Origin of the sequence: Aeromonas sp. DNRA1 (genome assembly GCF_963888745.1) — a bacterium.
Classification (GTDB): Bacteria; Pseudomonadota; Gammaproteobacteria; order Enterobacterales; family Aeromonadaceae; genus Aeromonas; species Aeromonas hydrophila.
In genome coordinates this window covers 792,246-817,142 of the sequence record NZ_CAWPKQ010000002.1, presented here as the reverse complement: position 1 = coordinate 817,142, position 24,897 = coordinate 792,246, and the positions used below count along the sequence as shown (strand labels likewise).

Sequence of the window (24,897 nt, the reverse complement as noted above, 5' to 3'; positions counted from 1 at the left end):
GGAGATGCCTCCCCCCGGCCCTTTGCCGTTGAAGGACACGATATGAAAAGAATCACCCCGCAGTGGCTCCTGGCGGGTTTGCTGGCACTCGGTTGCCTGCCGGTCTGGGCCAAAAGCGATGCCCAGCCGGCGGCCGATGCCGATCCGCGCCTGCAGGTCGAGGCCACCCTCGACCAGAAATTCGACCAGGGCAAATACTCCCCCAAGGGGGCCGATACCTGCCTCAAGTGCCACGATGCCGACTCGCGCAAGCCCGCCACCGGCATCTTCCACAATGTGCACGGCAACCTCGGTAACCAGAATGGGCCGATGGCCGACAAGCAGTGTGAAGCTTGCCACGGCCCCGCCGGCAACCACCCGCGCAATCCCCGCAAGGGGCAGAAGCGGGAACCCATGATCACCTTCGGCCCCGACTCGCCGGTCCCGGTGGAGAAGCAGAACAGCGTCTGTCTCTCCTGCCACACCGATACCCAACGGATGGGCTGGCATGCCAGTGCTCACGCGGTGGAGGATGTCTCCTGCACCAGCTGCCACAGCCTGCACCAGGCCAAGGATCCGGTGATGGACAGCAAGCTGCAGGTGGAGACCTGTACCAGCTGCCACGCCCAGCAGAAGGCCGATCTGCACAAGCGCACCAGCCACCCCATTCTCAATGGCGAGCTACCCTGCTCCAGCTGTCACAACCCGCACCAGTCGCAGAACGAGGCCAGCCTCAAGCAGCCCAGCCTCAACGAGAGCTGCTACGAGTGCCACGCCGAGAAACGGGGCCCCTTCCTGTGGGAACACGAACCGGTGACCGAGGATTGCTCCCTCTGCCACAGCCCGCACGGCTCCATCAACCAGGCGCTGCTCAACAAGCGGGTACCCCAGCTGTGCCAGGAGTGTCACAGCGTGCCCCATGCCAACGTCTCCATCCCCGAGGGGGATCTCAAGGTGCGTGGCGGCAGTTGCCTGAACTGTCATAACCAGATCCACGGGACCAACCATCCCAACGGTCAATCACTGCGGCGCTGAGGAGAGAAGTCATGAAATACTCAACACTTTGGCTTTCCCTGCTGGCGGTCTGCTCGGCCCAGGCGGCCGAGGAGCCGCTGGCAGTCGGGGATTACGCCCTGCAGCAGAGCAAACCGGCCAAGACCGAGCGCTGGAGCTGCAAGTCCTGCGAGCGCGATGAGGGCTGGTTTGGCGAGGTAGGGCTGGGTGCCGGCTATGCCAACGACGATGGCGCCACCCGCTTTCGCAACTGGGTGCCCAGCCAGCAGGACAGCGGCATGCTCGGCATCTTCAACGCCGACCTGCAATACCGGGGAGAAGGCTCCCGCTACGGCAGCCTGGAGGTAAAAAACCTCGGTATGGAGCGCTTCAGCCTGGCGACCGAACAGGGCCACTACGACGGTATGCGTGCCCGGCTGGGCTACTCGGAATCCCCCTTCTACTGGAACAGCCACGGCCGCAGCGTCTATCAGCCGGGCGAGAGCCCGCTGACCCAGGGGTCGCTGGCCGAGTTCGACAAGGAGGTGGTGCGCAAGAAGCTGACCGCCGGGCTCGCCTATACACCGAAGAGCCCGTGGCGCCCCTACGCCGATTTTTCTCATGAGAAAAAAGAGGCCACCCTCGCCTACTACCAGTCGAGCGTGCCCGGCATCGGCAGCGGGCCAGGCCTCTTGCCCAAGCCCGTCGACGGCAGCTCGACCACTCTGGTCAAGAGCGGTGTCAGCTACCTGGGAGAAGGCTGGCTGGTCGATCTCGCCTACAACGGCTCCCTCTACCGTACCGATGACACGGCGCTCTACTATGGCAGCGTCGCCGACCCTTACGACAACGAGCGCGCCTACGAGCCGGACAACAACTTCCACCAGCTGAGCCTTTCCGGCCAGTACAACTGGGACCGGCAGAGCCTGACCGGCCGCGTGCTCACCAGCCAGGCCACCTCCAACGGCAGCCTGACCGCGTTTCGCAACGCCCCCATCACCCAGGATGACTTCCACGGCGAGGTAAGCACCCTGCAGGCCGACGCCAAGTGGGTAGGCCGCTTTGGCCGGGATCTCACCCTGCGCGCCGGCGGCGAGTATCGGGACCGCAAGGACAAGTCCGATGAATACGCGGTGGTCGGCAAGCAGCGCGGCAAGAGCGATCGCACCCGCAGCAAGGCGGATCTGGCGGCCGACTACCGGCTCAGCCGCTCGGTCAAGCTCACCACCGGCTATCAGTACAAGGCCGATCAGCGCGAGCAGGCCGACCGGCAGGACACCGACGAGCACACCCTGTTCCTCAAGGGGCGCTACCGCCCGGCCGGGGCGCTGCAACTGGGCGGCAAGCTTGCCTGGAGCACCCGCGACGGCTCGGACTGGCGCCACGACAGCGCCGGTGGCAACGGCAGCCCGACCCTGCGCCAGTTCTATCTGGCGGACAGGGACAGGGTCGAACTCAGGGGGGATCTCGGCTATCAGTTCAGCGAGGGGATGGATGCCCGCCTCGAAGGGTGGTGGGCCAGAGATGATTACAAGGAGCCGGACATAGGGCGCAGCGAGGGCAAGGATTATGGCATCGACCTGACCCTCAACCAGCAGTTCGACGACAACCTGAGCGGCCACCTGTTCAGCAACCTGCAATGGATCACCTCCAGCCAGAACCACGCCTACACTGGTGCACCTGACTGGGATCCCTACAGCACGGCGGTGCGCGACGAGATCACCACCCTCGGGCTCGGGCTCACCCAGAAGAAGGCGTTTGACCGGGATCTCGAGCTCGGGCTCGATTACAGCTTCGCCTATGGCCGCGGCAAAACCAACGCCAGCAAGGGCTATGACTACCCGGATCTCACCAGCAAGCAGCACCGGCTGGAAGGCTACGCCCTCTATCAGCTGACCAAGCAGCATTCGCTGCGCTGGGATGTGCGCTACGAATACTTCCAGGACGTGGATTACCTCTACACCGGCGAAGAGCGCAACCTCGGCAACCTGAACCAGGACTACAACGGCTACTTCACCGCCGTCTCCTGGCTCTACAAGTTCTAAAAGCGCGATTGCGCGCCGGATAAGGGCTGACACCCTGGGTTGTCAGCCCAACAATAAAGAGGGGAGCCCAGGCTCCCCTCTTTCATCATCTCGTCTTCGTTCTCTAAATTGCCCTCGGCACCCTGTCGCCATCCACCTGTCGGGCTCGACACGGCATCAGCCGGTATAGGTCGGCTCCAGCGCATAGTGCTTGAAGCAGGCCTCCAGCTGGCTGCGCGCCTGCGGTGCCACCTCGATGAACTCCAGCCCGTATACCTCGCCCTCTTCCGCCTGACGGGACCACATCACCCTGGCCTTGATCGCCAACGGCGTCTGGTTGCGATACAGATCGATGGAGGGCTTGGGGGTGTAGATCTTGAGCTCCACCTCGGCGCACTTGTCCAGAGCCAGGGGCTGCACTGTGCGCAGCCGCAGGCCGGTGACGCTGAAATCCTCGGTGATCGACTCGTGGAACCCGCCCCCGGCCAGCACCTTCACCATCATGTGCTGGTACATGCGCGGCGCCCGGCGCAGCTCGTGCTCGGTGCGATCGGCTTTGCTATCGGCCTCGAAGCGGAACTGCTCCATGATGTCGCGCAGCTGGCTCGACTCCTGATAGAGGGTGCGGCTGATGATCCCGGTGGTCTGCACCTTCTCGGTGTTCTCCGAGAGCGCATGCAGCAGGTCGTGCAGATGGGCATTGAGCGAGGAGAGCTTGCCCATCTGCTCGTCGCTGGTGCCGCGGATCTGATCTGCCGCGCCGACGCTGCGCTCGATCTCCGTCATCAGGCCGTTGATGGACAGGCTCGCCTCGTGTGCCTTGTCCATGGTCAGGTGAGTACGGGCGATGACGCTCTTCACCGAGCTCTCGTTCTCGCCGATGAGCCGGCTCAGGGTCGTGACGATCTCGTTGATCTCCTTGGTGGCCTGACCGGCATTGTTGGCCAGCTTGCGCACCTCGTCGGCCACCACCGCAAAGCCGCGGCCATACTCCCCGGCCCGGGCCGCCTCGATGGCGGCGTTGAGGGCCAGCAGGTTGGTCTGCTCGGTGATGGCGGTGATGGACTGGGTGATCACCTGAATGCGCTGGCTCGCCTCGCTCAGCTGACGGGTCTTCTGCTCCGCCTGCTGAGCCTCGGTCACGGCGTGGCGCATCTCCTCGATGTTTTCACTCATCACCCGGGTGCTGCGATGGGCGCTCTGATAGGCAAGCTCCGCCTGCTGCCCCACCTGGCTTGCCAAGCCGGAAACCGCCTCGGCCGCACAGGAGAGATCGTTGCTGGCGCGGGTCACTTCCGCCGAGTGGTGCTGCTCCAGGTGAGACGCGTCGGTGATGGTTCTCGAGATATCGGAAATCTGATAGGAAGACTGGGCCAGCTGCCGGGTCCGCAGGTCTATCTGGCGCATGTGGCGGCTGAGCTGCGCCGCCATCAACCGCATGGCCCCGAGCACGCTGTGATTGTCTGCCGAACGGGTCTGGATGGTCACGGTGAGGTTGCCTGCCGCAATCTCGGCGGCCACCCGCGCAGCATAATCCGGCTCGCCGCCCAGGGTGCGCATCAGGTGACGGTACTGAATGAAATAGGCCAGCGCCACGAACAGCAGGGAGACCAGCCCGGCCACCAGCCCCATCAGCAGGGCCAGTTCCTTGGCCTCATCACGGCTGGCAACAGCACTGCTAAGCTGGCTGTCCAGCTGATGATCGATACGCTCAAGCCGCTCGTTGATGCTTATCACCATCTGATCAAAGCCACCCTGGCTGCTCATCATCAGGTTACCCGCCGCCTGGCCCTGGCGACTGTAGGTATCCACCATGGCCATCCCTTTGTCATACAGCCCCTTGATCGTCTCCTGCAACGGCAGCAGTTCGTCGCTCAAGTCCGGCAGGCTGCGCATCAGGGTATTGATGTTCTGCAGGGCGGTGTCACGGAACGTGGCCGCCTCGGCGAGGCTCGCTTCCGTGTTGCCGGTCACCGCAGCATCTGTGATGAATTGCTGAATATTCACCAGGTCATAGCGCGTCTCCTTGAAGATGAGGTGAGCCTGATTGAAGCGCTCGACCTTTTCCTGCGCGCGCAGCTGTGCCTGGCTGCTCCACAAGGAGACGATGGATGCCACGACCAGCGGCACCGCCACCAGGATCCCCCCCAGGATCATCATCCGTTTGACCGAATGCCTTCCTCGGGGCGCATGCGACACCGCATGTGCCTCGGTCTGGTCGAAGGCGGTGTCCTGCAAGAGTCCTTGTGCAGTAGCCATGGCATCACCTCATCCTGGTAGCAGAGCGTCATTGGGCCATCGCAGCAAGGCATTGAGCTGCAGAGAGCCGATCCGTTTTGTCGACTCAAGCAAAACCCAAGCCAGGAAAAACGGCCTGGTTTTCCCCCTCTCCCGCCCCCCAAAGCGAGCAACTTGCCACAAGGTCCGCTCAAGGCGCGCAAAATGCGATGCAAACTGCACAAAAAGGCCCCAGCTGCCCCCTCAAACCACCACGCCTTACCCTCATCGGTGCTACCACCTTTACCATGCCGGACTTATAGGGACAGCTTTTCAGCTTGGTGTGAGACGCCGCCAACGCCCAGCCATATTGACCATCAGCTCAGTATCGGCAGGTGCCCAGCCCAGGGGGCAACACCATCCGCTGGCGTACCATGGTGTATTAGGCCTGATTTTTGTATGGAGTAACCTGAGTCAGTTGTCGGCGTCTGTTACACTCACAAATGAAGCCTTATACCTACTAAGGTGTAAAAAGTGGATTGAAGGCTCATGGCACATGCACAATTACTACCTGGCTGGGGAGTACTTATGTTTAACACGAAACTGAAACAAGAGCTGGTTGCAGAGAGAGCAAGAGCCTTGCAGAGCGAGGCGCTGAACCACGCCATGCATGCCCATCTCCCCATGATCGAATTCACTCCCGATGGCCATATCCTCGATGCCAGCCCGCTTTTTCTGAGCACCGTCGGCTACAGCCTCAAGGAGATCGTGGGGCAGCACCATGCCATCTTCTGTCGAAAAGAGGACTCGGACTCTCCCTCCTACCGGGAATTCTGGAGAAATCTGGCCAATGGTCACAACCAGCACGGCACCTTCCAGCGAGTCGGCAAGCACGGCCAGGAAATCTGGCTGGAAGCAACCTACTTCCCGGTCAGTCAGGATGGCAAGGTCATCAAAGTCGTTAAAATCGCCTCCGATGTGACCTTGCAACATGATCAGCTCATGACGCAGAAAGCGATATTCGAAGCGCTGGATCGCTCCCTTGCGGTCATCGAGTTTGAGCCAACTGGCGTCATCATCAACGCCAACCGCAATTTTCTCGACACCATGGGCTATCGACTCGATGAAATAAGAGGTCGTCAGCATCGCATGTTCTGTGATGAGTTGTTTTATCGGGAACACCCAGATTTCTGGCAGGAACTGGCTCAGGGAAGCTTCAAATCGGGGCGCTTTCAGCGCTTTGACAAACAGGGTCATGAAATCTGGCTGGAAGCGACCTACAACGCAGTCCGGGGCAGCCATGGCAAGGTGATCAAGGTCATCAAGTTTGCCTCCGACATCACCTCGCAAATCAAAAAAGATCAGGCAGTGCAAAATGTGGCCAAAGTGGCCAACGAAACCTCCGTCACTACCAAAGCTTCAGCCATCAAGGGTGAGGACATGCTGACCACCGTCGTCTCCACCTCGGACAACATCGTCACCCAGATGGAAAATGCCAGTACGCTGATGAGCAAGCTGCATGCCCAATCTCAAAATATCACTGCCATCGTTTCAACCATCAGCAGCATTGCAGATCAGACCAACCTGCTGGCACTCAACGCCGCCATCGAAGCCGCGCGAGCCGGTGAACAAGGCAGAGGCTTTGCCGTCGTGGCGGATGAAGTTCGTCAACTGGCGGCAAGAACCTCTCAATCCACTAACGAGATCGCAAGCGTGGTCAGCCAGAATCAGCAGCTCACCCATCAGGTCAGCGAACAGATCCAGTCCGCGGCAGATGGCGCCATCCATGGACAAAGGCAGATCGATGACGTTGCGAAAGTGATGCAAGAGATAAGAAATGGCGCCGAAGAAGTGTCGACCATCATCTCGGAACTCTAGAGAAAGCAACGAGGGTCACCTTAGTAGCTCAACCCTCTAGTAGACGAGAAACAGGCAGCTCATCCCGGTGGTGCACGACCTCACCAACCAGGGATACACCAACCGCCTGCAGCTCGAGGTGAAACTCGACGAGCTACCGGAATAAATCTGTGTGGATCAAATGTGGACACTGGGAGAAAACAAAAAGGCCGCTATTGCTAGCGGCCTTTGTAAGTCTTTGATTTTAATGGTGCCCGAGGCCGGAATCGAACCGGCACGACGCGAACGTCGAGGGATTTTAAATCTGATTCAGCCCTATGATAAAACAATCACTTACATAAAAATCAAAGAGTTAGTGAACCAATGACAGCTAAAAATGACCACCCATTTAAAATTTTGTCGCCACTCTGTCGCCACTTTCAGCCCCCACCGGACAGCATTCTCTGCAGCTTTCCCCACTCCTCGGCATACTCCCGACGCAGATAAAACTGCCGCAAGTTGATGGTGGTTTTTTTAAGAAGACCCGCGTTGGATTCTTCTTTCAGCAGGGCTTGGATATCAAGCCAAAGCCGATCCCTCTCAAAGCCGCTCCAAATCTCAGGGACAGGGGTCAACATGTTAGTGTAACAAACAGGGGCAACCCATTCGAACAACACTTTTTCCACATGCTCTATGGGAAATGCTTTGGCTACTTTGGCGATGTAGCGATAGTCCACTTCGTTATCCACGAAAAACCCTGAGAGGGCTTCACACAACTCGATATCAGACCTGGTTCCCTTCATCAGAACCCCCTCAGCCTCAACCCCACCCGGATTATTCTAAACCACAAACAGAAAGAGGATTTAGACGAACCGCATCTTCCAGATGATCAGGGGCGAAGTGGGCATAGCGCATGGTCATGGCGATGGTGGAGTGACCCAGAATCTTCTGCAGCACCAGAATGTTCCCGCCGTTCATCATAAAGTGACTGGCGAAGGTGTGGCGCAGAACGTGGGTATTCTGCCCCGGTGGCAGTTCCAGCCCTGCCCGTTCGACCACCATCTCGAAGGCGCGATAACAATCACCGAACAGGCGGCCGCGCTTTCTGGGCAACTGGGCATAGAACTCGGGACTGATAGGCACGCTGCGGCTTTTCTTGCTCTTGGTACGGGTGAAAGTGATGCGATTGGGGGATACCTGAGACTGGGTCAGCTCCTCCACCTCAGACCAACGGGCACCGGTGGCCAAGCAGAGTTTAACCACCAACAGCAGGTCGGGATTTGGACTTTCAGCACAGGCGACCAGCAGGCGCTTGAGTTCATCAGGATAGAGAAAAGCGAGCTCGGCCTCGGCCACCTTGTACGCTCGCAGACCATCGAGGGGGTTTTCCCCCTGCCACTCCCCTAGCCTTTTCAGCTCGTTGAACACTGCACGCAAGTAGGCATGTTCGCGGTTAACTGTATTAGGTGTGACGCCCTGCTTCTCTTGATTGATGGCCCGCCGATCGGTGATATCGCCCGAGAGGCGAGCTTCACGGTAGGCAGCAAAATCACGAGCGGTAAAGTTTACCGCCAGCGGGTCTCCGAGGGACTGGCAGACGGTCAGTAGCTTGGATTTACGAGCCTCACCATCACGCAGGCTCTGGCCGTGGCGACCAAACCAGAGTTCGACCAACTCGGAGAGGTGTCGACCATCGGTAGGTTCTCCCTGCCCTTCCAGCCAAGGCTTGCCCTTGTCCGGGTCCAGCACAAAACGCTCGAACGCCAGAGCCTCCCCCTTAGTGGCAAACTGCTTGCGCACCCTCGGCGCGGTGGGGTTTGCCTTGCTTGGCCGCCCCTCTGGGTAAATCTCGGCAAGCCACTTTCCAGATGCTTGTTTTCTTACTGCCATAGCCCCTCCACAATGGACTGTGATGATATACAGCACCCCACTGAAATTGGCAGTATTTGGCAGAGGCGGGAAGATACATAGTGAGGTGCGCTCGGAGCATTTTTTCCCCAGTTACATCGATTACTCAGTTAGACCGCAGGGCAAGGTGAAGCATAATGAGAGATGAATATATGGCAAGTTTTTCTGACTTCGGGACAACTATTTCTGGCCACATTTATGTTCCCCAATGGCTATAATCCTCTCCCAGTCCAGCAACTTAGGGGCATAAAGGTAAGCCATGAAAGTAACATTTTTTCGTTTAATGGTTACTTACTAGGCTTCATATTGTGATCACTCTGCTCCTTATTTTTATTTTGTGTTGTTTTCCATATATCCAATATATGCTCAGGTGATATTTTTTTCAAAAATTCCTCAATTGGCATGGATGGTTCACATTTATCATATAGCCTCACTGGATTATCAGAGAAATGCTCAATGATATTTTTTAGAAGATGGGCATGCATTTCCCCATGCTCATTACCAGTTTCTGTTTTATATCCGTGATAAGCTTTAGCCACTGCATCTTTATAGCGATAATCTTGTCTCATTTTGTAGGCATGACCATATTGTCGCCCTGAAAACCATGCCAACCACACCAATGGAGAAATAATAAATATTCTAGAAAGTAATATTGCGGTATCTAGTCCGCTACTGGAATCACTATAGAAATAAATGCCAATTCCAAATATAGAAAGTAGCGTTAAAATGAAAACAATGGCCCATGTCGATATCGGAACAATCAAGCTTTTCGCCATTTGTTCAAATGCGTCAGCCATAGCTTTACGATTAAGGCCAGAATGAATACCTTCCGATGAGTCCAATAGTGCCTGAGCCATTCCTGTCAACTGAGCCAACTCATTATTGCTAGCCTCGGCTTTTTTACTCAGCTCATCTAGTCTTGATGAATAATTTTCGTCGAACTCTACAACAGATTTTTTTAATGACAAGAAATCATCTTCTTTATCTTTAACTATAGCATCTAGCCTTCCAGTGTAATACTGGATTTGTTTGTCATAATGACTATCAAACTCATTTTTAACCAAGGAGATAAATTCAGAACTTCCGCCTGAACGCTGATAGTTCCTCATGCTTCGTATTGCACCCAAAATTACATCATCGTCTAGATTTAACAACCCATTATCGTTGTTTTTCACATCGACATTTGCAAAAAAATTTAATGCCTCAAAGAAAAATGTGGATTCATTATTACTACTTTCCACCATTGAGAATACGTCATTCTTTTTATATGCGCCCATCAAAACATCATTGACTATTTTGCCAGCTGCTATAGAGAACTGTTCTATGTAGCAGTTTAAAAAAATAATCTCATTATTTATTTTATTAAGTTTTGAGACTCTTTCCTTTAAAACATGAAGTGCATTCACCGCTGCAGGCAAGGTCTTTATAATTACAGTAGCATTAGATTCAATAGTTAATTTCTGTATACTACTTAGTAAAAAAAACACCCGATTAAAATTTTCTGTTAAATACACGGAATGCTCCCTGATGAGTCATTTTTATTAAAAGTTTTAACGTCCTACCTGCCGTTTTCTGAAAATCCTGTGCTCTACCATCACGCCGATGATCTGGATGTGTTGTCGATCGGAGTGCATGGTGGGGAAATCGTCGTTGAGGGGTACCAGCTCGAAGACCTCTTGCCCGCTCTCGTCGATGCCGCGGGGCCGGTACTTTTTGAAGGTGGCCTCTTCGCTGCCGTTCTTGGCGACCACATAGTCACCCGGCCGGGGTTGTTCATCGGGGTCGATGATGACCAGGTCCCCTTCGTTGAACATCGGGGTCATGGAATGGCCCCGGATCCAGAGGCCAAAGCCACAGGGCCCGATATCGACGCTGGCCGTCACATATTCGACATTGCCATCAAAGGTGGTGGCCTGCTCACAAATCTCGCGCCAGTTCCCTGCCTGCACATAGCTGAGGATCGGGATACGGTTCCCCTGGGGAATCACCGCCGGCTCGACGTTGTGATAACCAGGCATGGCTTCTGGAGAAGGCCGTGCTGTCGCCTCCCCTTCACCGGTCAACAGCCAGTCAACAGTCACCCCCAGCGCTGCCGCTAAGTCATTGAGATAGCGGCCTTTCGGCTGGTTCAGACCAGACTCCCACTTTCCTACCGAAACGCCGGTTATGCCAATAGCTTTGCCTAACGCAGCTTTGGATAGGCCAAGGGCTGACCTTCTACTGAAAATTCGTTCTGAGATGTGCATTAACCTAGCTTAACTTTCGACATCAAACCTTAGGGTTCATTATTTCAAACCTTAAGGTTGCTTAAAGCAAAACCATAAGTTACGATTCGCTTATCAAAACTTAAGGTTGCATAGAGGTTGTATGAAAAAAACCGATGCCATCAACTACTTTGGCTCCGCAGCTGAGCTGGCGAAGAAGTTGAACATTTCAGAGGCCGCAATTTCGCAGTGGGGCCAAAACGTTCCCCAAGGCCGTGCCTACCAAATCGAAGTGCTGACCGGTGGCAAGTTGAAGGCCGATCAGCCCCCCACCGCGCAAGACTGCGCGTAACTGACCGAGCAGGAGGCACCATCCATGATCATCGCCCCCATCCATATTGATACCCCGGTTTGCACGGTCGAGAGCTTCTCCGAGCGCACCGGCTTGACCCAGCGCACGGTGGAGAACTACGTGCGGGCCGGGCGCATTCCCATCATGCCCAAGCAGGGTCGCGCTGAAAAAGTGCTGATCAATCTGGTGCTCTACACCCAGCAGGCCATGAATCAGCCGGGTCTTGAGCCTGTTCCTGCCCCTGTGCGTCGTCCCAAAGTGTCGCGCAAGCAGAAGGATGAAAGCCATGTTTGAACAAACTTGCAGCAAACATCCGCATTTTGAGTCCGCCTGCTCCCGCTTTGCCGCCGTTCACTCCCTTGCAGAAGTGGCACGCGCTGCCGGTATTGGCGAGCAGTTGCTGCGCAACAAACTGAACCCGGCCCAGCCTCATCAGCTCACCGCCCGGGATCTGGTGGCTATCTATCACGCCACCGGTGACGACACCTTGTTTGACGGTCTGCTGTTTGACTGCCAACTGACAGCGGTTCGGCTGCCAGCCACAACGCCCCTCGCCCCCGAGGCACGCGCCCAGCAGGCGCTCAATGCCGGCGCCCAGATCCTGGGGGTTACCGCTCAGGCGACCACCCTGCTCGCTGGTCATCGTGTCACCAAAACCAACCGAAACACTGTCGTCACCGGCATCTGGGCTGGCATCGAGCATCTTGTGCTGCTGGCTACTGAGGTCGAAGACCGCTTTCACGCCGTCCCTGGTCTTGCGTGTGCTGCCGACATGGCCCGCGCAGCCCTCGGCGCATAGGAGACCAGACCATGAGATTGATTTGCCCCCATTGCGGATCTCGCGCCAGCACCCGCACCTCCACCCGCATGAGCCCGCTGTGCGGCATTGCCACTTACCAGTGCAGCAACGTGGAATGCGGCCACACCTTCAAGGCAGGGTTCGAGATCATCGCGACCATCAGCCCTAGTGCCATGCCCAATCCGGCCATTGTGCTGCCCATTGTCCCACGCAGGACGAAGGCGGTGGCCCAATGAGCAGACTTCGCGCCGAACAAGCCGGGCTGATCCCGCTGCCGTTTTTGCTGTTCACCCGCGCCACGGTCGTCACCGATAGCGACGAGCCGGTGCTGCGCAACACCACCCGTTTTGATGGCAGTTATCTGGAAGACCAGCACGGCCGCCGCGGCGCGCTGCGCTTCCAGCCCGCTTGCTAGCCGCGCCGCCACTGGCTGGCCAGGCTGCTGCAGGCATAACCGGAGGGCCACCCCATGAACACCGCACAGGTTATCGAGCTCGTTCAACAGCCAAGCGCCAAAGACAAGGCGCTGGCAGAGATGCGCGGCCTGTTTGGCCGCAATGGGGCGGCCAGCCGCTGGTCACGCCTGCCGGCCCGGACTCGCTCCGTGATCTGCTACGCCGCCGGGCTATCAACCACCTACGGCGGCCGCGAGCTGGCTCAGTTCGACATTGAACAACAGGAGGCACTTCGCCTCGCCCTAGGGGAGCTGCTCGCCACGCTGCACGAGTTTGATGGCGGCGTGCTGGACCGCCGTGAATGGCACCGCCCCACTGGCCGCGACGTGCCGACCGGCAGCGAGCGGGAGCAGGCAGAACACCAGAACAAGCAGCGCGCCTTGCTTAACGAGAAGGCGAGCACATTGGAAGGCCGCATCGCGGCGTTGAGAAGAGCGGCCAGGAACGGCCAATAAAAAACCCCGCTATCGGTGTTGACGCACCAGCGGGGTTTCCATCAGCAACTGAGGTAACTGATATGCGCAATGTAGCGATTTCGAACGCGCTACGCAATGTGAAGGAGTGCCATTGGCATCTGACCAGACTGGCACGGCGCCGCAATATGACTCGCTCCGACGACATTGCGGCACAGCACCACGCCGCCAATGCACATGCCTGGCGCTCGCTCTGGCTGAACCTGAATACCAAAGGGGGCCGGCATGCGTGATGACCTGTTCGAACTGGAGCCGCCGCTCGATGAGCTGGGCGGTGGCGAATCTGGCCCAGCTCACATGCAGCCGCCGGCACCGGTCAGCCAGCTGACCAAGCACTGGGAAGTCGCCCAGGAAGAATTCAACACCTCGGGCAGCGATGCCCGCCGAAACCGCAATATCGCCCAAGAGCTGCTGGCCCTTGGCGCCATCCGCGCCGTGTACTGGCTGGCGCTGGGCAGCAACGAGGTTGCGTTGGCCAAAGAGATTGCCGAGTGGTGGGCAGACCACGGACTGGGGGAGACCATCAGATGAGCCACCAACAGCTGATCGACCAGTGGGTCGACAAAATGCTGAACGCCGAAGCACGCCTGCACGGCCTGCAGCTTGACCTGGTAGACCTGCGCGCAGATGGCCCCCATGGCCAGCGCACGCCGGCCAGAACCCATCTGACCTTGTGCCGCCAAGCCCGTCAGGCCGCCCGTCAGGCATCGAGCAAAGTCCAGTCTCTCTACACCGGAGGCGCCATCTAATGACTCACCAGAAACCAGCCGGGCTTGCCCCGGCTTTGGGCGTCGTGCGCCCTGCAACCAGCCCTGCACCATCGCAAATGGTCACCCTGGAGCCCTGCACCAAGTGCCGCCAGATGGCTGTTTGCCTGCCAGTCACCGGCCGGCACGGTCGCCGCGCCTATCCATACTGCGTCGAAACCTGCTGGCCACTGGCCCGCGCCGCCAGCGAAACCGTGGTGAAACAGGAAGCCGCCCGCATTTCGATGCGCTGCAGCTGCTGCGGCGAGTTCGGCCATGTGCGCCCGGTCATCCTGGCCGGCCATCGCCTCACCAGCCTCTCTTTCTGCGAGGCCACCTGTTGGTCTGATCGGCTTGCCGACATGGAGCTGGTACCGACCTGCAGCGACTGCGGCCGCTACCTGCAGCCCAACGAGTATGCAGAACGTAAATGCGGGGTGTGCAAGTGATGGAACAAGTCAAAAGTAATCTTGCAGCTGCACCAGCACTGCACATCAGCGACATCGCCGCCAAAGTCGCCGAAGTCTTGAAGGCATACCGCGGTTACTGTGCAGAGTTCGGCATTGACGATGGCCACCAGGTCATCATCAACAACTCCGGCGGCAAGGATAGCGGAGCAACCGAGTTGCTGGCCCGCGCCATCTTCGGCGACAACTATCGCTCGGTAGCGGCCGATACCGGCAACGAGCACCCGATCACTCTGCAGCATCTGAAAACCCTGCATCTGCAACGGGGAGGCGATCCGGTTGAGATTGTCTCGGCAGAATACCCGCAGGAGCTGTTCGTCAAGCGCCGTGAAAAGATTACCAAGGCTTGGCAGCGTAAGCAGACGGTGATGGCGGGTGCCTATCGCGGCATCGTCATGCCTTCGCTGGCGCGCGCCGATACGGCGTTTGCTGAGTTGTGGCGCAATCGCGCCCAGGCGCTCGGTTGGGGTGAGTTCGACACTCCGCTTGATGCGGCCTTGTCGGCCCTGCAACGCTCCGGAAATCCGTTCCTGGATATGGCGTTGCTGCACGGCAGCTTTCCCATGGGGCGTCAACGCTTCTGCACCGATGAACTGAAAATGCAGGTGGTATTCGACAAAGTGCTTGCTCCGCTGTTAGAGGATGGCCGCGATGTCGTGCAGTGGTCTGGCGTTCGGGCGGATGAATCAGAGAAGCGGGCAACCTACGACCGATTCTCTGAGGATAAGCGAGATCAATCTGGCCATCTGTTCAACTTCATGCCGATCCATCAGTGGACCGCCGCCGATGTATTTGCCCTCTATCGCTATTTTGGCATCAAACCAAATCCGCTCTACTCCCAGGGAATGGGCCGTGTGGGCTGTATGCCCTGCATTCTGGTAACCAAAAACGAGCTGGCAGAGATCGCAGCACGCTGGCCGGAAGAGATCGAGCGTGTGGCACGGTGGGAGCAGTTGGTCGCGATGACCTCCCGCTGGATGCATTGGATGATGGTTGGCCACGTTGACCGCCGCCAGTTCAAGCCGCTAGGAGAAAAGGCAAAGCTGGGAATCAACGCCCGCCTGCCACATCGCACTTATGTTGTGGATGCCGAGGCATACAGGGGGGCTTGCATGCTGGGCCCACGCGGCAACGTCATCGGTGGGTCTGTCTATGACGCCGTTGAGTGGTCCCGCACCGGTCGCGGTGGCAAGACCTATGACCTGGTTACCAGGGCAATCGACGTTGAAGTGTGCAGCAGCAAATACGGCCTGTGTGGATGAGGTGATGAACATGAATGATTCCATCACCAACCTGCACGGCATCCAGCTCCCCCAGCACTACTTGGTCGGGCACCACGCCATCAACATGGTCGGCGCAGCGGAACAACTGGACCGCATCGAGTGGCACGTCGCCAAGCCGCTGGCCAAGCACTACCTGCACCGCTACCCGGCCAACCACAAGACCGCCAACATCTGGCTACGCCGCATGGTGGATGCCTGCGCCGTCGCCCAAAACCGGTTCCCGGTTCCGGTGATCGACCTGCGCAACGACGTCCGCCGTGAGCTGGTCGCCGCCGAGTGGGCGCGCCGCTGCCAGCAGTTGCTGGCACGGGCCGGCAACGAGTACACCGCCGCCGAGCTACTGGTTGAGATCAGCTCTCAAGCAAAGGCGTGGCACTTCTGCCCCACCCTGCCGGTTCACCCACGCACCAAGGTAGAACGCCTGCTGGGCCGCCCACTGAGCCAGCAAGAGCGCGACGATCTGACCGACGAGGTAGACAAGTTTGAAGGGGCCGCCGCCAGCCTGCTGGTGCGCTTGCTTGATGAGTCCTGGTGGCTGCGCAAGATTAACCGCGCCTGGGCCATCTACTGCGAGCTCATCGCCATCCTCACCGGCCAGGTGCGCAAAGGGGTCAGCCCCTACGCCAGCGCCCACGCGGTGCGCGAGTTCACCCAGCGCAAGGCAGCACAACAGGCGTGGATGGCAGGCATGAGCGCCGTCAACGAAGAGCTGGGGCAAGAGATTGATCTGGCTGACGCCATCATGGCGTCAGTCGCCAATCCGGCTATCCGTCGTCACGAACTGATGGTGAGGATGCGCGGCTTTGAAGACATGGCTCAGGAGCAGGGCAAGCTTGGCCTGTTCCTGACCCTGACCGCCCCCTCCAGTTTTCACGCCTGGCGCCAAGGCAGCAAAGATACCAACAAGACCTACCAGAACGAGAAGTTCAACGGTGCTTGCCCGACCGAGACCAACCGCCTGCTGTGCAAACAGTGGGCCCGCTTTCGGGCCGCACTGGCCCGTGAGGGGATCATGGCCTTCGGCTTTCGGGTAGTGGAGCCGCACCACGACGGTACCCCGCACTGGCACTGCCTGCTGTTTATCAACCCCGAGCACCAACGCGACTTTCTGACCCTGCTTGCCTACCACTTCACCGCCGCCGAACGGGCCGAGCTCAAGATGCCCAACGGTGACCAGCTCGATGCCCTGGCCGAACTGAACATCCGCAACAAGATGCCGCGTATCAAGTGGCTGCTGGATGTGAACAGCCCGGCCGTGGTGAAAGCCATCACCCCCAGGGTGAACTGGAAGGTGATCGACCCGACCAAGGGTAGCGCCACCGGCTATATCGCCAAGTACATCGCCAAGAACATCGACGGCCACAAGGTCGGAATGGACTACGAGGCCGAGGCTCCTGTCGACCACACCACCATCGCCGTGGCCGCCTGGGCCAGCTGCTGGCGCATCCGCCAGTTTCAGCAGATCGGTGGCCCCGCCGTGAGCGTGTGGCGCGAGTTGCGCCGCCTGGGGGACGAAGTGATCGAGTGGGATTGCATCCTCGAAGCCGCTCGCACCGCCGCCGACAACAACCGCTGGGGCGACTTCATCGACGCCATGGGCGGCATTGACCTGCCCAGAAAGGAGCACCTGATCCGCCTCTCCAAGCGCCTCGATGAAGCCGCCAACAAGTATGGCGAGGATGTGCTGCGCCTGATGGGGGTGATCACTGACATCGGCCAGACCACCGCCATCACCCGCACCGAGGGCTGGCAGATAGTGCGCAAGGGTGTCACCGGGTCGGGTTTGGGCGAGCAGCGCGAGCCTGCAGTGGGCGAGCGCAGCGAGTTGCCCTCAGGCGGCGGCAGCCGCCCCCCTCGGAGTTCTGTCAATAACTGTACGAAAGGATCCAAATCGGGGGTTGAAGGATCCGCTCTGGCTAAAGAGCTGACCCGAATGGGGCTTGATGAGAGCAACGCCGCCCTGCTGCTGCACGGCAGCATCATCCACGCCGACGGCCAATATGTGCGCCTGGTCGGCGATCGGCTAATTGTGAGCCGCAACTCGCCAGGGTCAGCCAGTGTGTTGGGCACTGGTCGCAAGGAAATGCTGACCCTGGTGGAGGCCGAGATAGAGAAAAAGCTGGCTGATGTAGAAGCGCTGCGCCAAGAACAGCTCAGAATGCGAGTACGTAGTGCCGTGCTGACCCGAGGGAGTCTGGCTTTTGGGAACGATTTGTCGGATGCTGACTTCGAGATCGCCTTTGATGAACTGCGCAAGTCTATCGATTGGGTGATGGATGCCGCCATCTATCCCCCATCGCCAGAAGAAGTCCGGGAGTTCCTGCCCAGTATGAAGCCACATATCAAGGCGCTGACTATGGAGGGAAGAGCAGATGATCAATAAGCAAACAGCCTACACACCCCAGTTACATGGCAGCGAAGCCATCGAGAAGCGCTGCAGGCTCATCCTGGAGCGGCATTGGCCTCAACATGAGATTGATACCTGGCTTAACATGCTCACCCCTGGTGAGCGTGCCTATGCGGCGGTTCTGCTCCAAAGACAGCATCACCAAACCTCACCGGGTGCCCATCACTCACCTGTGGTTCCCTATGATGAGTTCAGTGCGTTGACTCGCTGGATTGATGAGCCCCCGATGAGCCAAGGTAATCTGAGCGATTCGGAGTTCAAACGCGCCATCTGGCAAAAAGTGGACGAAGACAAATGGTGGTGAAATTTCGGATATTCCATGCCAAGCCTAACCATTCAGGGAGTGGCTAAAATATTGCCGGCATGGCTGAATACAGTGACTTTACCTGCATTAACCACCATTGGATATTTCAATGTTTCGCTCAATTTCTTATGTGTACTATTTAGTAATTCTTTTGCCGATCTCACTCTTTATCGTCGTTCAGCTTCTGCCAGAGTACCTTGACCAGCAAGATTTTGGCCCATGTCTGACTACATTTGATAGCTCACCATTCTATCGTGTCGAAACCGCAGAGCAGTGTGGCGCCATTTTCACCACACCTGGTTTGGTGGCAAAAGAACGCCCTGATAGCTACGACGTCTGGCTTGTTCCAGTTCAAACAACGATCGATCAGACTACGTTAAAAAACATTTACGATGTGGTCAGCCTACAAGCCCCTCATGCCTTGAAAGGCGCTCCGTCATTTGAAACGTGGTGGGCCTCTATCCCGGTGGGACCGTATAAGAAGACTACCTCATCAACACTGCTCCGCTACATCTTTCAGTAGGGAGATCTCATGCTGGGACGCCTACAAAACCTTCTTGCTTCACTAGTCATGGAGCCTGGGGTGTTGAAGTTCTTGGGGGGTCTGCTGATGATGCTCTCTCTCTTTGCTCTATCGCTGGGAGCCAGAGAGCTCAAGCTTCAGCAACTTTTCGAAAGCCTTTTTAACAGACTCCAGACTATGACGGATGGCAAAGCGGTAATCCCCACTCCGCCAGGGCTGTTTGACCAGTGGCCCATCATCCAGGCCATGATCCCGGAGACCTTCATTGGGTTCCTCACTTGGGCCAGCTTTTTTGCCGCCGGATGGATGATGGTGGATTTTGGCAAGCAGATCGAACGGATGTACTGACTCCCGCCGCCATCATCACTTCACCACCGGCAGCTCGCCGAGCGCGGTGGTATAGCGGGGGCTTAACTGCTCCCGCTTCATCATCCACTCCCGGGTGTCACGGCCGCGGGCCGCGAAGTAGACCTTCCCCAGCCGCCCCTGATTGATCTTGTCGATGACCTGCATCAGCGCCTCGCTGCGCAGGGATTGCTGCTGTGCGGCGAACAGGTCGCCCTGCTGCATGCTGGCGGGGGTGAAGTCGGCCAACATGACGCCCCCTTTCTGGTATCGCTGCTCGTCGCGCCAGATGCGGGGGAGGAGTTCCGGGATCAGGGCCAACAGCGCCCGGGTGTCATGGGTGGGCATGGCCAGCTTGGTGCTCACCTGGTTGCCATAATAGGGCTCCCGGTCGCTGAACGGGCTTGTGCGAATGAACAGGGTCACGTGCCGGCAGCACATTCCCTCCCCCCGCAGCTTCTCGGCAGCCCGTTCCATGTAGCCCGCCAGTGCCTGGTGCATGGGGCCTATCTGAGTGATGCGCTCGCCGAAAGAGCGCGAGCAGATGATCTGCTGCTTGGCCTGGGCCTCTTGCTCCAGCTCGGCACAGGGGATCCCCCGCAGCTCCTGCGTCGTGCGCTCGACCACCACGCCATAGCGGCGCCGCAGCGCCTTGGGGTCGGCAGCGACCAAGTCGGCCACAGTCTTGATGCCCTGGGCCTCCAGCTTGGCGGTGAGCCGCCGGCCAATGCCCCATATCTCGTCCACCGGGGTGATCGCCATCAGCCGGGCGCGCCGCGCTTCATCCCGCAGATCCACCACGCCGCCGGTGGCGGGCCACTTCTTGGCGGCGTAGTTGGCGAGCTTGGCGAGGGTCTTGGTAGGGCCGATGCCGACCCCCACGGTCAGCCCGGTCCACTGCTGCACCCGCTCGCGAATCTGGCGGCCATAGGCCACCAAGTCGCCCGCCCAGGACTCACTCAACTCAATAAAGGCCTCGTCGATGCTGTAGACCTCCACCGCCGGGGCCATCCCCTCCAGAATGGTCATCACCCGGTTCGACATGTCGCCATAGAGGGCGTAGTTGCTGGAGAACCAGACCCCGCCCATGGCCTCGAAGAATTGACGGATCTGGAAGTACGGCACCCCCATCTTGATGCCGAGCGCCTTGGCCTCTGCCGAGCGGGCCACCACACAACCATCGTTGTTGGAGAGCACCACGATGGGCCGCCCCTTGAGGTCTGGGCGAAACAGCCGCTCGCAACTGGCGTAGAAGTTGTTCACGTCGACTAGGGCGACGGCGCAGCGCTTGTTCATGGGCTGTCCACCTGGTGCACGACAAAGGCCACCACCCCGAAGATTTCCAGCTCCTGCCCATCGTTGAAATGGATGGGGCGATAGGCCCGGTTGCCAGGGAGCAAGGCGACGGTGGGCTCAAGCTGCAGTTTCTTCACAGTGAACTCGCCATCCACCGCGGCGACCACCACGCTACCGTGACGCGCCTTGCGGCTGCGGTCGACGACCAGCAAGTCGCCATCGCGGATCCCGTGGTCGACCATGCTGTCACCGGCCGCCCGCACGAAGTAGGTGGCCGCCGGGTGCACCACACACAGCTGGTTGAGATCGATGGTCTGCTCGGTGTAGTCCTGCGCCGGCGACGGAAAGCCGCAGGCCACCGGGGAGAGGAACAAGGGCAGCTCCAACAAGGGAGCATCGGGAGTGAGTTGAGCAAACATGCTGGCAATCTCTGCGTCACTGTATAAATAAACAGTATAGCAAGCAGCCCAGAGAGGATCACCGTTCGGCGTTTGGCTCCGTCCGCAGTTACGCACCAACCCCGTAACGCCTCAAAAATACACGCTCACAATACCAAGGTGTTGGAGATCAAATTTTGTGGGGAGCAGCCTAGACAACAGGCCTACAGAGGCATAAAACCCCAAACGAGGCCATATATTGCATCACTAGCATTAAGTCCCAATCTACAAGTCATCTGGGGGTTGTCGTGGTTGATAAAGAAGCCATTGGTTTAGCAGGAGAATATGCCGTTGCATCTGAATTGTGTCGGCGTGGTGTTTATTGCCAGTTAACGCTCGGGAACAGGAAGAAGACTGATCTTCTTGTTGACGCTGATAACGGCCTATTTCGCGTCTCTGTTAAGTCAAAACAAAAACAATCTTGGCCAAGTGTTAAAGGCATCTCGCAACCAGGAGATCTTTTAGTGTTCGTTGATTACCAAGAAAAGGAATTTTCTACCCCTCCCGACTTCTATGTACTGGATGTTCCTTCTTGGAAGAAGTTATTGAAACGTAAGCAAAAAAAGCTAAACGACCCACGGGCCAAAATTGACAAAGAGAACACAATGTACTGGCCAGGGGAGGAGGGTGGCAAAAACGCTAGAACAGGCTGCACAATTTCAGTCTCAGATATTGCCGAGTTCAAGGATGCGTGGCCAAATTTTGAGCTGAAAGCCTAACCGGAACAGTAGAACCTAAGCGGAATGTGACTGGCTAAAGCCGATATCTTACCCAGAGCGTCAGAATGGGCTCAGACAGTGTTTGCAGCCCCCCAAAACTAACGTCCCCTTCCCTGTGTAGAACCGGTACCCTGCCGGCGGTGTTGTGCTGCTGGGCGGGTGGTGGCGCCGATTTTCCCTGATAAGCGCTGATGCGGGCCGCAGAGGGCCGGAAAGGGACAAAAAGGGAGCATCGGGGACTATTGGGGTTGATTGGTGTCGCGCTGTTGCGCGATACTGCGCGGGCAACGGCAAAATCCGTTGCCGGGATTGGCGTCCCGTTCGATCAAAAGCGCACAACACGCGCCCTGCGTGTTTTTTATTGTGCGGCCCAGTTGTACCCGCAATCTCAGTTATGGCGGGCTGGGCAGGGGCCCTTCGGGGCGCCGGTTTCTTTTGGTCCCGGTACGCCAACCCTGTCCAGTTCGTCACCAGAGGATTGGCGTCAATGGTGACGATCCACTCGACCAAAAGGATCTAGCCATGAACAGCATCCGCTTCCATGACACCCAGTTCACCGTTATCCCCCATCAAGGCCAACCCTGGCTGACCGCCGCCCAGATCGCCCAAGCCCTTGGCTATGCCAGAGAAGATGCCGTCAGTCGCATCTACACCCGCAACGCGGACGAATTTACCCCTTGCATGACCTTGACCGTCAATTTGACGGTCAAGGGGTTCGGCAATGGTAGCAGCGAGAAAGAGGTTCGGATCTTCTCCCTGCGCGGTGCTCATCTGATCGCCATGTTCTCCCGTACTGCACTCGCCAAAGAGTTTCGCCGCTGGGTGCTCGATGTACTGGACCGGGAGACCGCCGCCCATCCGCTGCCTCTCACCGTGCTGACCGACGACGAGCTGCATTCGCTGGCGTGGCTCTGGCGCGCCGCCGATTACATGATGGGGGCCGCCCGCCGCATCTATCCCCTCCTCGATGTCGCCGAGCACCGTGAAGCCGGCACCTATTACTCCATCATCCACGAATACCCGATGACCCTGGCCGCCGCCCAGCGCATCCTGGCCGACAAGACCCGCCATATTCAGCCCGCGACCCACGGCAACCGCGACTGGAACAGGTTGATCCCCCACCTGCACCGCCTGCCAGCAGTAAAAAGTTGGTGATAGGACTGGTCAGGGCCTACTGGTATGAGTACCAGGAGGCCCTCTCCTTTCCCTTCTATATCGTTCCTCCTCACTACATATTTGGCCGGCTGCACTATGTGATCTGAGTGGCTATGATCGCCATCAAGACTTGTTCTGGAAAGCAAAGTTTGGTAGCGCTTACCATTGCCACTACTTGGCTGTGTTTTCGCACAATGGCAAAGGGAGAGCCAAAACAGGGGGTCAAGCGAATATTCCTAGACAACGAATATACGCTGGTAATATCATGATCTTAAAATTATTTTCAGTTTCAATTATGAAAAATAGGACAGAGTTATTTGGAAAGCTACATTATTGTATGTATACCGCTATTCATCTAATCACTGTTTACTGTCTCGAGGATAGAGTGTGGCAAAATTAAGAGTTTTTATATCATCAACTTGTTACGACTTGGGAGTTGTGAGGTCTGAGTTGCGCCCGTTTATTACTGCTCTTGGATATGAGCCTGTAATGAGCGATTATTCGGATATTCTATATGACCCTAGATCACATACTCACGAGAGCTGCATAAAAGAAGTTCCGAATTGTGATATGGTGGTTCTCATAATTGGCCCTAGATTTGGTGGAACTGGAATTCCTGCTTTGCTACAGGATATCGATTTCAATCTTTTAAAAAATTCGTCGACAAAAGCTGATATTTTTGAAAACAAAGATAAGCTCTCTATCACCCAGTTAGAAATTCTTAAAGCAGTTGAGAAATCCATTCCTGTATATGCTTTTGTTGATGACAGAGTCCTTCATGATCATCACGTATATGAAAAAAACAAAGATAAGCCTACGGTGATGAGTGAAATAGAGTTTCCTTCTATTCAGAAGAAAGATACTGCCAAGTATATATTTGAATTTATAAACTTTCTGACACATAGGACGACAAATAATAGTGTTACTGGTTTTTCGAAACTTGATGATATTAAGGACACATTAATTGGGCAGTGGTCTCAATTATTCCAGAGGCTTCTATCTGAAAGCAAGAATCGAACTAATGAAGGAAAACGTTACGCCGATTTTTCTGAACGAATTGAAGATTTAAAGGCTGTCGTCCTTGCATCTATTACAACACCTAATTTGAGAGAAACCGCTCGCGGGGCAATACAGTTTAGACACATAATTTCATTCTTGAATGAATTCCAAGCTCAAAATATATTTGAACTTCTGACATCATCTTTAAGCTGGGAAGACCTACTAACGGCACTAGATATTAAAGGCATCACAACGGTTGAAATAGAAAAAGGTTTTAGACCTAGAACGTTCATTATCAAAAATGACGAAACCTTTTACCGATGCAGATTTCAAACTCGGCTTATGGATGAGATGAAAACGGATTGGAGGAGTTTCGTAGAAATTGACAAGGAAAGCAGAAAAGCAATTATTGATGCAACATTGCAAGATAGAGACACTCTGAGAAATAGATACCTAAACTATATTCCTGAGCGCTTTGATAAATATATCGAAGATATGCTAAAAGAATATCGCATAGATTCAGACAGTGATGACAGCTGACAAGTACATGATATCGAACTAATTTACGTTGCGATCCAAACTAGCCGAAAATTCAGGTCATAAGTCGCAACAATATCACTCGAGCAAAGTATGACAATATCGAGTGAATAGGAAAAAATCTGGGGGCGCAATAGCGCCCCTAGGTTCTTTATGTATAATCTTCACCGAGCCGATTTAACTAACTAGTTCACCAGCTTAGCTGGCGGTCTAAGAGTATTGACGAGTGCCAAGGCTGCTACCCGGATATAACCGCACCTAACTGTGCTTTTCCCATTAAGCCTGAAAGGATCTGACAGAAAGTGAAGGATCGCAAAAGGGATCCGCTACCCCGCGCGCGGCCAACGCTGGCGCGAGGAGCCGTTCCCCTCCCCCCGTCGTTCACCTGCATGGTTTTCCACACATAAAGCGGGCAGGCGAGGCGGGGTCTTGACTGCGC

28 protein-coding genes and 1 pseudogene are annotated in these 24,897 nt (G+C 56.7%); 22 read left to right on the top strand and 7 right to left on the bottom strand.

Annotation, left to right across the window (positions count from 1 at the left end; all coding sequences use genetic code 11):
- Positions 1 to 42 precede the first annotated feature (42 nt).
- Together AACQ43_RS09805 and AACQ43_RS09800 are read left to right on the top strand one after the other, a co-directional pair.
- Positions 43 to 1,014, top strand: coding sequence for a DmsE family decaheme c-type cytochrome (locus AACQ43_RS09805; protein ID WP_016351216.1), 972 nt, complete (start codon positions 43 to 45; stop codon positions 1,012 to 1,014).
- Positions 1,015 to 1,025: 11 nt separating this feature from the next.
- The gene (locus tag AACQ43_RS09800; protein ID WP_168967115.1) at positions 1,026 to 3,017 is read left to right on the top strand and encodes an MtrB/PioB family decaheme-associated outer membrane protein; all 1,992 of its coding nucleotides are present in this window, start codon (positions 1,026 to 1,028) and stop codon (positions 3,015 to 3,017) included.
- A 156-nt stretch (positions 3,018 to 3,173) separates the two neighbouring features.
- Here AACQ43_RS09800 and AACQ43_RS09795 read toward each other — a convergent pair whose 3' ends face one another.
- Positions 3,174 to 5,255, bottom strand: coding sequence for a methyl-accepting chemotaxis protein (locus tag AACQ43_RS09795; RefSeq protein ID WP_248280980.1), 2,082 nt, complete (start codon positions 5,253 to 5,255; stop codon positions 3,174 to 3,176).
- A 507-nt stretch (positions 5,256 to 5,762) separates the two neighbouring features.
- On the opposite strand from AACQ43_RS09795, the pseudogene AACQ43_RS22200 reads away from it, so the two are divergent.
- Positions 5,763 to 6,566, top strand: a pseudogene (locus AACQ43_RS22200) (PAS domain-containing protein); the annotation flags it as partial.
- Between the two features lie 87 nt (positions 6,567 to 6,653).
- The gene (locus AACQ43_RS22195) at positions 6,654 to 7,091 is read left to right on the top strand and encodes a methyl-accepting chemotaxis protein (RefSeq protein WP_260094749.1); all 438 of its coding nucleotides are present in this window, start codon (positions 6,654 to 6,656) and stop codon (positions 7,089 to 7,091) included.
- Positions 7,092 to 7,489: 398 nt separating this feature from the next.
- Here the strand turns inward: AACQ43_RS22195 and AACQ43_RS09785 are convergent, their stop codons facing one another.
- The 4 genes from AACQ43_RS09785 to AACQ43_RS09770 all read right to left on the bottom strand — a co-directional run bounded on the left by AACQ43_RS09785 (position 7,490) and on the right by AACQ43_RS09770 (position 11,203).
- Positions 7,490 to 7,852, bottom strand: a complete 363-nt coding sequence (locus AACQ43_RS09785; protein WP_168967114.1) for a DUF7079 family protein — start codon at positions 7,850 to 7,852, stop codon at positions 7,490 to 7,492.
- A gap of 31 nt (positions 7,853 to 7,883) precedes the next feature.
- Positions 7,884 to 8,939 carry a site-specific integrase gene (locus AACQ43_RS09780; protein ID WP_168967113.1) on the bottom strand — a complete coding sequence of 352 codons (1,056 nt, stop codon included), beginning with the start codon at positions 8,937 to 8,939 and terminating at the stop codon, positions 7,884 to 7,886.
- A 305-nt stretch (positions 8,940 to 9,244) separates the two neighbouring features.
- Complete coding sequence (locus tag AACQ43_RS09775; protein WP_168967112.1) at positions 9,245 to 10,471, bottom strand: hypothetical protein; 1,227 nt, start codon at positions 10,469 to 10,471, stop codon at positions 9,245 to 9,247.
- A gap of 36 nt (positions 10,472 to 10,507) precedes the next feature.
- A complete protein-coding gene (locus AACQ43_RS09770; protein WP_168967111.1) occupies positions 10,508 to 11,203 on the bottom strand; it encodes a LexA family protein in 696 nt (231 codons plus the stop codon).
- A gap of 121 nt (positions 11,204 to 11,324) precedes the next feature.
- Here AACQ43_RS09770 and AACQ43_RS09765 point away from each other — a divergent pair, with 121 nt between their 5' ends.
- The 15 genes from AACQ43_RS09765 (at position 11,325) to AACQ43_RS09695 (ending at position 19,318) form a co-directional block, all read left to right on the top strand.
- Positions 11,325 to 11,513 carry a Cro/CI family transcriptional regulator gene (locus AACQ43_RS09765; RefSeq protein ID WP_029303924.1) on the top strand — a complete coding sequence of 63 codons (189 nt, stop codon included), beginning with the start codon at positions 11,325 to 11,327 and terminating at the stop codon, positions 11,511 to 11,513.
- A 24-nt stretch (positions 11,514 to 11,537) separates the two neighbouring features.
- A complete protein-coding gene (locus AACQ43_RS09760) occupies positions 11,538 to 11,807 on the top strand; it encodes a hypothetical protein (RefSeq protein ID WP_017411197.1) in 270 nt (89 codons plus the stop codon).
- Positions 11,800 to 12,312 (top strand): phage regulatory CII family protein, encoded by a 513-nt coding sequence (locus tag AACQ43_RS09755; protein ID WP_168967110.1) that lies wholly within the window; start codon positions 11,800 to 11,802, stop codon positions 12,310 to 12,312. Before AACQ43_RS09760 ends, AACQ43_RS09755 begins: the two co-directional genes overlap by 8 nt.
- A gap of 11 nt (positions 12,313 to 12,323) precedes the next feature.
- Entirely contained in the window at positions 12,324 to 12,548 is a 225-nt protein-coding gene (locus tag AACQ43_RS09750; RefSeq protein WP_168967109.1) for an ogr/Delta-like zinc finger family protein, read from the top strand.
- Positions 12,545 to 12,727, top strand: a complete 183-nt coding sequence (locus AACQ43_RS09745) for a hypothetical protein (RefSeq protein ID WP_168967108.1) — start codon at positions 12,545 to 12,547, stop codon at positions 12,725 to 12,727. Before AACQ43_RS09750 ends, AACQ43_RS09745 begins: the two co-directional genes overlap by 4 nt.
- 54 nt (positions 12,728 to 12,781) lie before the next feature.
- On the top strand, positions 12,782 to 13,222 hold the full coding sequence (locus AACQ43_RS09740; RefSeq protein WP_168967107.1) for a hypothetical protein: 441 nt from the start codon (positions 12,782 to 12,784) through the stop codon (positions 13,220 to 13,222).
- Between the two features lie 62 nt (positions 13,223 to 13,284).
- On the top strand, positions 13,285 to 13,473 hold the full coding sequence (locus AACQ43_RS09735; protein ID WP_168967106.1) for a hypothetical protein: 189 nt from the start codon (positions 13,285 to 13,287) through the stop codon (positions 13,471 to 13,473).
- Positions 13,466 to 13,771 (top strand): hypothetical protein, encoded by a 306-nt coding sequence (locus AACQ43_RS09730; RefSeq protein WP_168967105.1) that lies wholly within the window; start codon positions 13,466 to 13,468, stop codon positions 13,769 to 13,771. The genes AACQ43_RS09735 and AACQ43_RS09730 overlap by 8 nt, the downstream gene beginning before the upstream one ends.
- Entirely contained in the window at positions 13,768 to 13,989 is a 222-nt protein-coding gene (locus AACQ43_RS09725) for a hypothetical protein (RefSeq protein WP_017411191.1), read from the top strand. Before AACQ43_RS09730 ends, AACQ43_RS09725 begins: the two co-directional genes overlap by 4 nt.
- Before the next feature lie 77 nt (positions 13,990 to 14,066).
- The gene (locus tag AACQ43_RS09720; RefSeq protein WP_168967104.1) at positions 14,067 to 14,435 is read left to right on the top strand and encodes a hypothetical protein; all 369 of its coding nucleotides are present in this window, start codon (positions 14,067 to 14,069) and stop codon (positions 14,433 to 14,435) included.
- Positions 14,435 to 15,715 carry a phosphoadenosine phosphosulfate reductase domain-containing protein gene (locus AACQ43_RS09715; protein ID WP_168967103.1) on the top strand — a complete coding sequence of 427 codons (1,281 nt, stop codon included), beginning with the start codon at positions 14,435 to 14,437 and terminating at the stop codon, positions 15,713 to 15,715. Before AACQ43_RS09720 ends, AACQ43_RS09715 begins: the two co-directional genes overlap by 1 nt.
- 10 nt (positions 15,716 to 15,725) lie before the next feature.
- Positions 15,726 to 18,119 (top strand): replication endonuclease, encoded by a 2,394-nt coding sequence (locus AACQ43_RS09710; protein ID WP_248280979.1) that lies wholly within the window; start codon positions 15,726 to 15,728, stop codon positions 18,117 to 18,119.
- Positions 18,109 to 18,447, top strand: coding sequence for a hypothetical protein (locus AACQ43_RS09705; RefSeq protein WP_168967102.1), 339 nt, complete (start codon positions 18,109 to 18,111; stop codon positions 18,445 to 18,447). The genes AACQ43_RS09710 and AACQ43_RS09705 overlap by 11 nt, the downstream gene beginning before the upstream one ends.
- A gap of 109 nt (positions 18,448 to 18,556) precedes the next feature.
- Positions 18,557 to 18,970, top strand: a complete 414-nt coding sequence (locus AACQ43_RS09700) for a hypothetical protein (protein WP_168967101.1) — start codon at positions 18,557 to 18,559, stop codon at positions 18,968 to 18,970.
- Positions 18,971 to 18,979: 9 nt separating this feature from the next.
- Complete coding sequence (locus AACQ43_RS09695; RefSeq protein ID WP_168967100.1) at positions 18,980 to 19,318, top strand: hypothetical protein; 339 nt, start codon at positions 18,980 to 18,982, stop codon at positions 19,316 to 19,318.
- A 15-nt stretch (positions 19,319 to 19,333) separates the two neighbouring features.
- On the opposite strand, the gene umuC is transcribed toward AACQ43_RS09695, so the two are convergent.
- Positions 19,334 to 20,611: a translesion error-prone DNA polymerase V subunit UmuC gene (gene umuC, locus AACQ43_RS09690; protein ID WP_168967099.1), complete on the bottom strand. Its 1,278-nt coding sequence runs from the start codon at positions 20,609 to 20,611 to the stop codon at positions 19,334 to 19,336.
- Positions 20,608 to 21,030: a translesion error-prone DNA polymerase V autoproteolytic subunit gene (gene umuD / locus AACQ43_RS09685; RefSeq protein ID WP_168967098.1), complete on the bottom strand. Its 423-nt coding sequence runs from the start codon at positions 21,028 to 21,030 to the stop codon at positions 20,608 to 20,610. Before umuD ends, umuC begins: the two co-directional genes overlap by 4 nt.
- A gap of 266 nt (positions 21,031 to 21,296) precedes the next feature.
- On the opposite strand from umuD, the gene AACQ43_RS09680 reads away from it, so the two are divergent.
- The 3 genes from AACQ43_RS09680 to AACQ43_RS09670 all read left to right on the top strand — a co-directional run bounded on the left by AACQ43_RS09680 (position 21,297) and on the right by AACQ43_RS09670 (position 24,461).
- Positions 21,297 to 21,767 (top strand): hypothetical protein, encoded by a 471-nt coding sequence (locus tag AACQ43_RS09680; protein ID WP_168967097.1) that lies wholly within the window; start codon positions 21,297 to 21,299, stop codon positions 21,765 to 21,767.
- 522 nt (positions 21,768 to 22,289) lie between these two features.
- On the top strand, positions 22,290 to 22,922 hold the full coding sequence (locus tag AACQ43_RS09675) for a P22AR C-terminal domain-containing protein (RefSeq protein ID WP_058056124.1): 633 nt from the start codon (positions 22,290 to 22,292) through the stop codon (positions 22,920 to 22,922).
- 387 nt (positions 22,923 to 23,309) lie between these two features.
- Positions 23,310 to 24,461 carry a DUF4062 domain-containing protein gene (locus AACQ43_RS09670; RefSeq protein WP_123246907.1) on the top strand — a complete coding sequence of 384 codons (1,152 nt, stop codon included), beginning with the start codon at positions 23,310 to 23,312 and terminating at the stop codon, positions 24,459 to 24,461.
- Positions 24,462 to 24,897: the final 436 nt, after the last annotated feature.

Coding starts and splice junctions, on each gene's coding strand:
- AACQ43_RS09765 (WP_029303924.1), top strand. CDS start 11,325: ATGAAAAAAACCGATGCCATCAACTACTTTGGCTCCGCAGCTGAGCTG.
- AACQ43_RS09705 (WP_168967102.1), top strand. CDS start 18,109: ATGATCAATAAGCAAACAGCCTACACACCCCAGTTACATGGCAGCGAA.
- AACQ43_RS09745 (WP_168967108.1), top strand. CDS start 12,545: ATGAGCAGACTTCGCGCCGAACAAGCCGGGCTGATCCCGCTGCCGTTT.
- AACQ43_RS09700 (WP_168967101.1), top strand. CDS start 18,557: ATGTTTCGCTCAATTTCTTATGTGTACTATTTAGTAATTCTTTTGCCG.
- AACQ43_RS09710 (WP_248280979.1), top strand. CDS start 15,726: ATGAATGATTCCATCACCAACCTGCACGGCATCCAGCTCCCCCAGCAC.
- AACQ43_RS09755 (WP_168967110.1), top strand. CDS start 11,800: ATGTTTGAACAAACTTGCAGCAAACATCCGCATTTTGAGTCCGCCTGC.
- AACQ43_RS22195 (WP_260094749.1), top strand. CDS start 6,654: ATGCTGACCACCGTCGTCTCCACCTCGGACAACATCGTCACCCAGATG.
- AACQ43_RS09735 (WP_168967106.1), top strand. CDS start 13,285: ATGCGCAATGTAGCGATTTCGAACGCGCTACGCAATGTGAAGGAGTGC.
- AACQ43_RS09800 (WP_168967115.1), top strand. CDS start 1,026: ATGAAATACTCAACACTTTGGCTTTCCCTGCTGGCGGTCTGCTCGGCC.
- AACQ43_RS09695 (WP_168967100.1), top strand. CDS start 18,980: ATGCTGGGACGCCTACAAAACCTTCTTGCTTCACTAGTCATGGAGCCT.
- AACQ43_RS09750 (WP_168967109.1), top strand. CDS start 12,324: ATGAGATTGATTTGCCCCCATTGCGGATCTCGCGCCAGCACCCGCACC.
- AACQ43_RS09780 (WP_168967113.1), bottom strand. CDS start 8,939: ATGGCAGTAAGAAAACAAGCATCTGGAAAGTGGCTTGCCGAGATTTAC.
- AACQ43_RS09725 (WP_017411191.1), top strand. CDS start 13,768: ATGAGCCACCAACAGCTGATCGACCAGTGGGTCGACAAAATGCTGAAC.
- AACQ43_RS09760 (WP_017411197.1), top strand. CDS start 11,538: ATGATCATCGCCCCCATCCATATTGATACCCCGGTTTGCACGGTCGAG.
- umuC (WP_168967099.1), bottom strand. CDS start 20,611: ATGAACAAGCGCTGCGCCGTCGCCCTAGTCGACGTGAACAACTTCTAC.
- AACQ43_RS09805 (WP_016351216.1), top strand. CDS start 43: ATGAAAAGAATCACCCCGCAGTGGCTCCTGGCGGGTTTGCTGGCACTC.
- umuD (WP_168967098.1), bottom strand. CDS start 21,030: ATGTTTGCTCAACTCACTCCCGATGCTCCCTTGTTGGAGCTGCCCTTG.
- AACQ43_RS09715 (WP_168967103.1), top strand. CDS start 14,435: ATGGAACAAGTCAAAAGTAATCTTGCAGCTGCACCAGCACTGCACATC.
- AACQ43_RS09770 (WP_168967111.1), bottom strand. CDS start 11,203: ATGCACATCTCAGAACGAATTTTCAGTAGAAGGTCAGCCCTTGGCCTA.
- AACQ43_RS09795 (WP_248280980.1), bottom strand. CDS start 5,255: ATGGCTACTGCACAAGGACTCTTGCAGGACACCGCCTTCGACCAGACC.
- AACQ43_RS09740 (WP_168967107.1), top strand. CDS start 12,782: ATGAACACCGCACAGGTTATCGAGCTCGTTCAACAGCCAAGCGCCAAA.
- AACQ43_RS09720 (WP_168967104.1), top strand. CDS start 14,067: ATGGTCACCCTGGAGCCCTGCACCAAGTGCCGCCAGATGGCTGTTTGC.
- AACQ43_RS09785 (WP_168967114.1), bottom strand. CDS start 7,852: ATGAAGGGAACCAGGTCTGATATCGAGTTGTGTGAAGCCCTCTCAGGG.
- AACQ43_RS09675 (WP_058056124.1), top strand. CDS start 22,290: ATGAACAGCATCCGCTTCCATGACACCCAGTTCACCGTTATCCCCCAT.
- AACQ43_RS09730 (WP_168967105.1), top strand. CDS start 13,466: ATGCGTGATGACCTGTTCGAACTGGAGCCGCCGCTCGATGAGCTGGGC.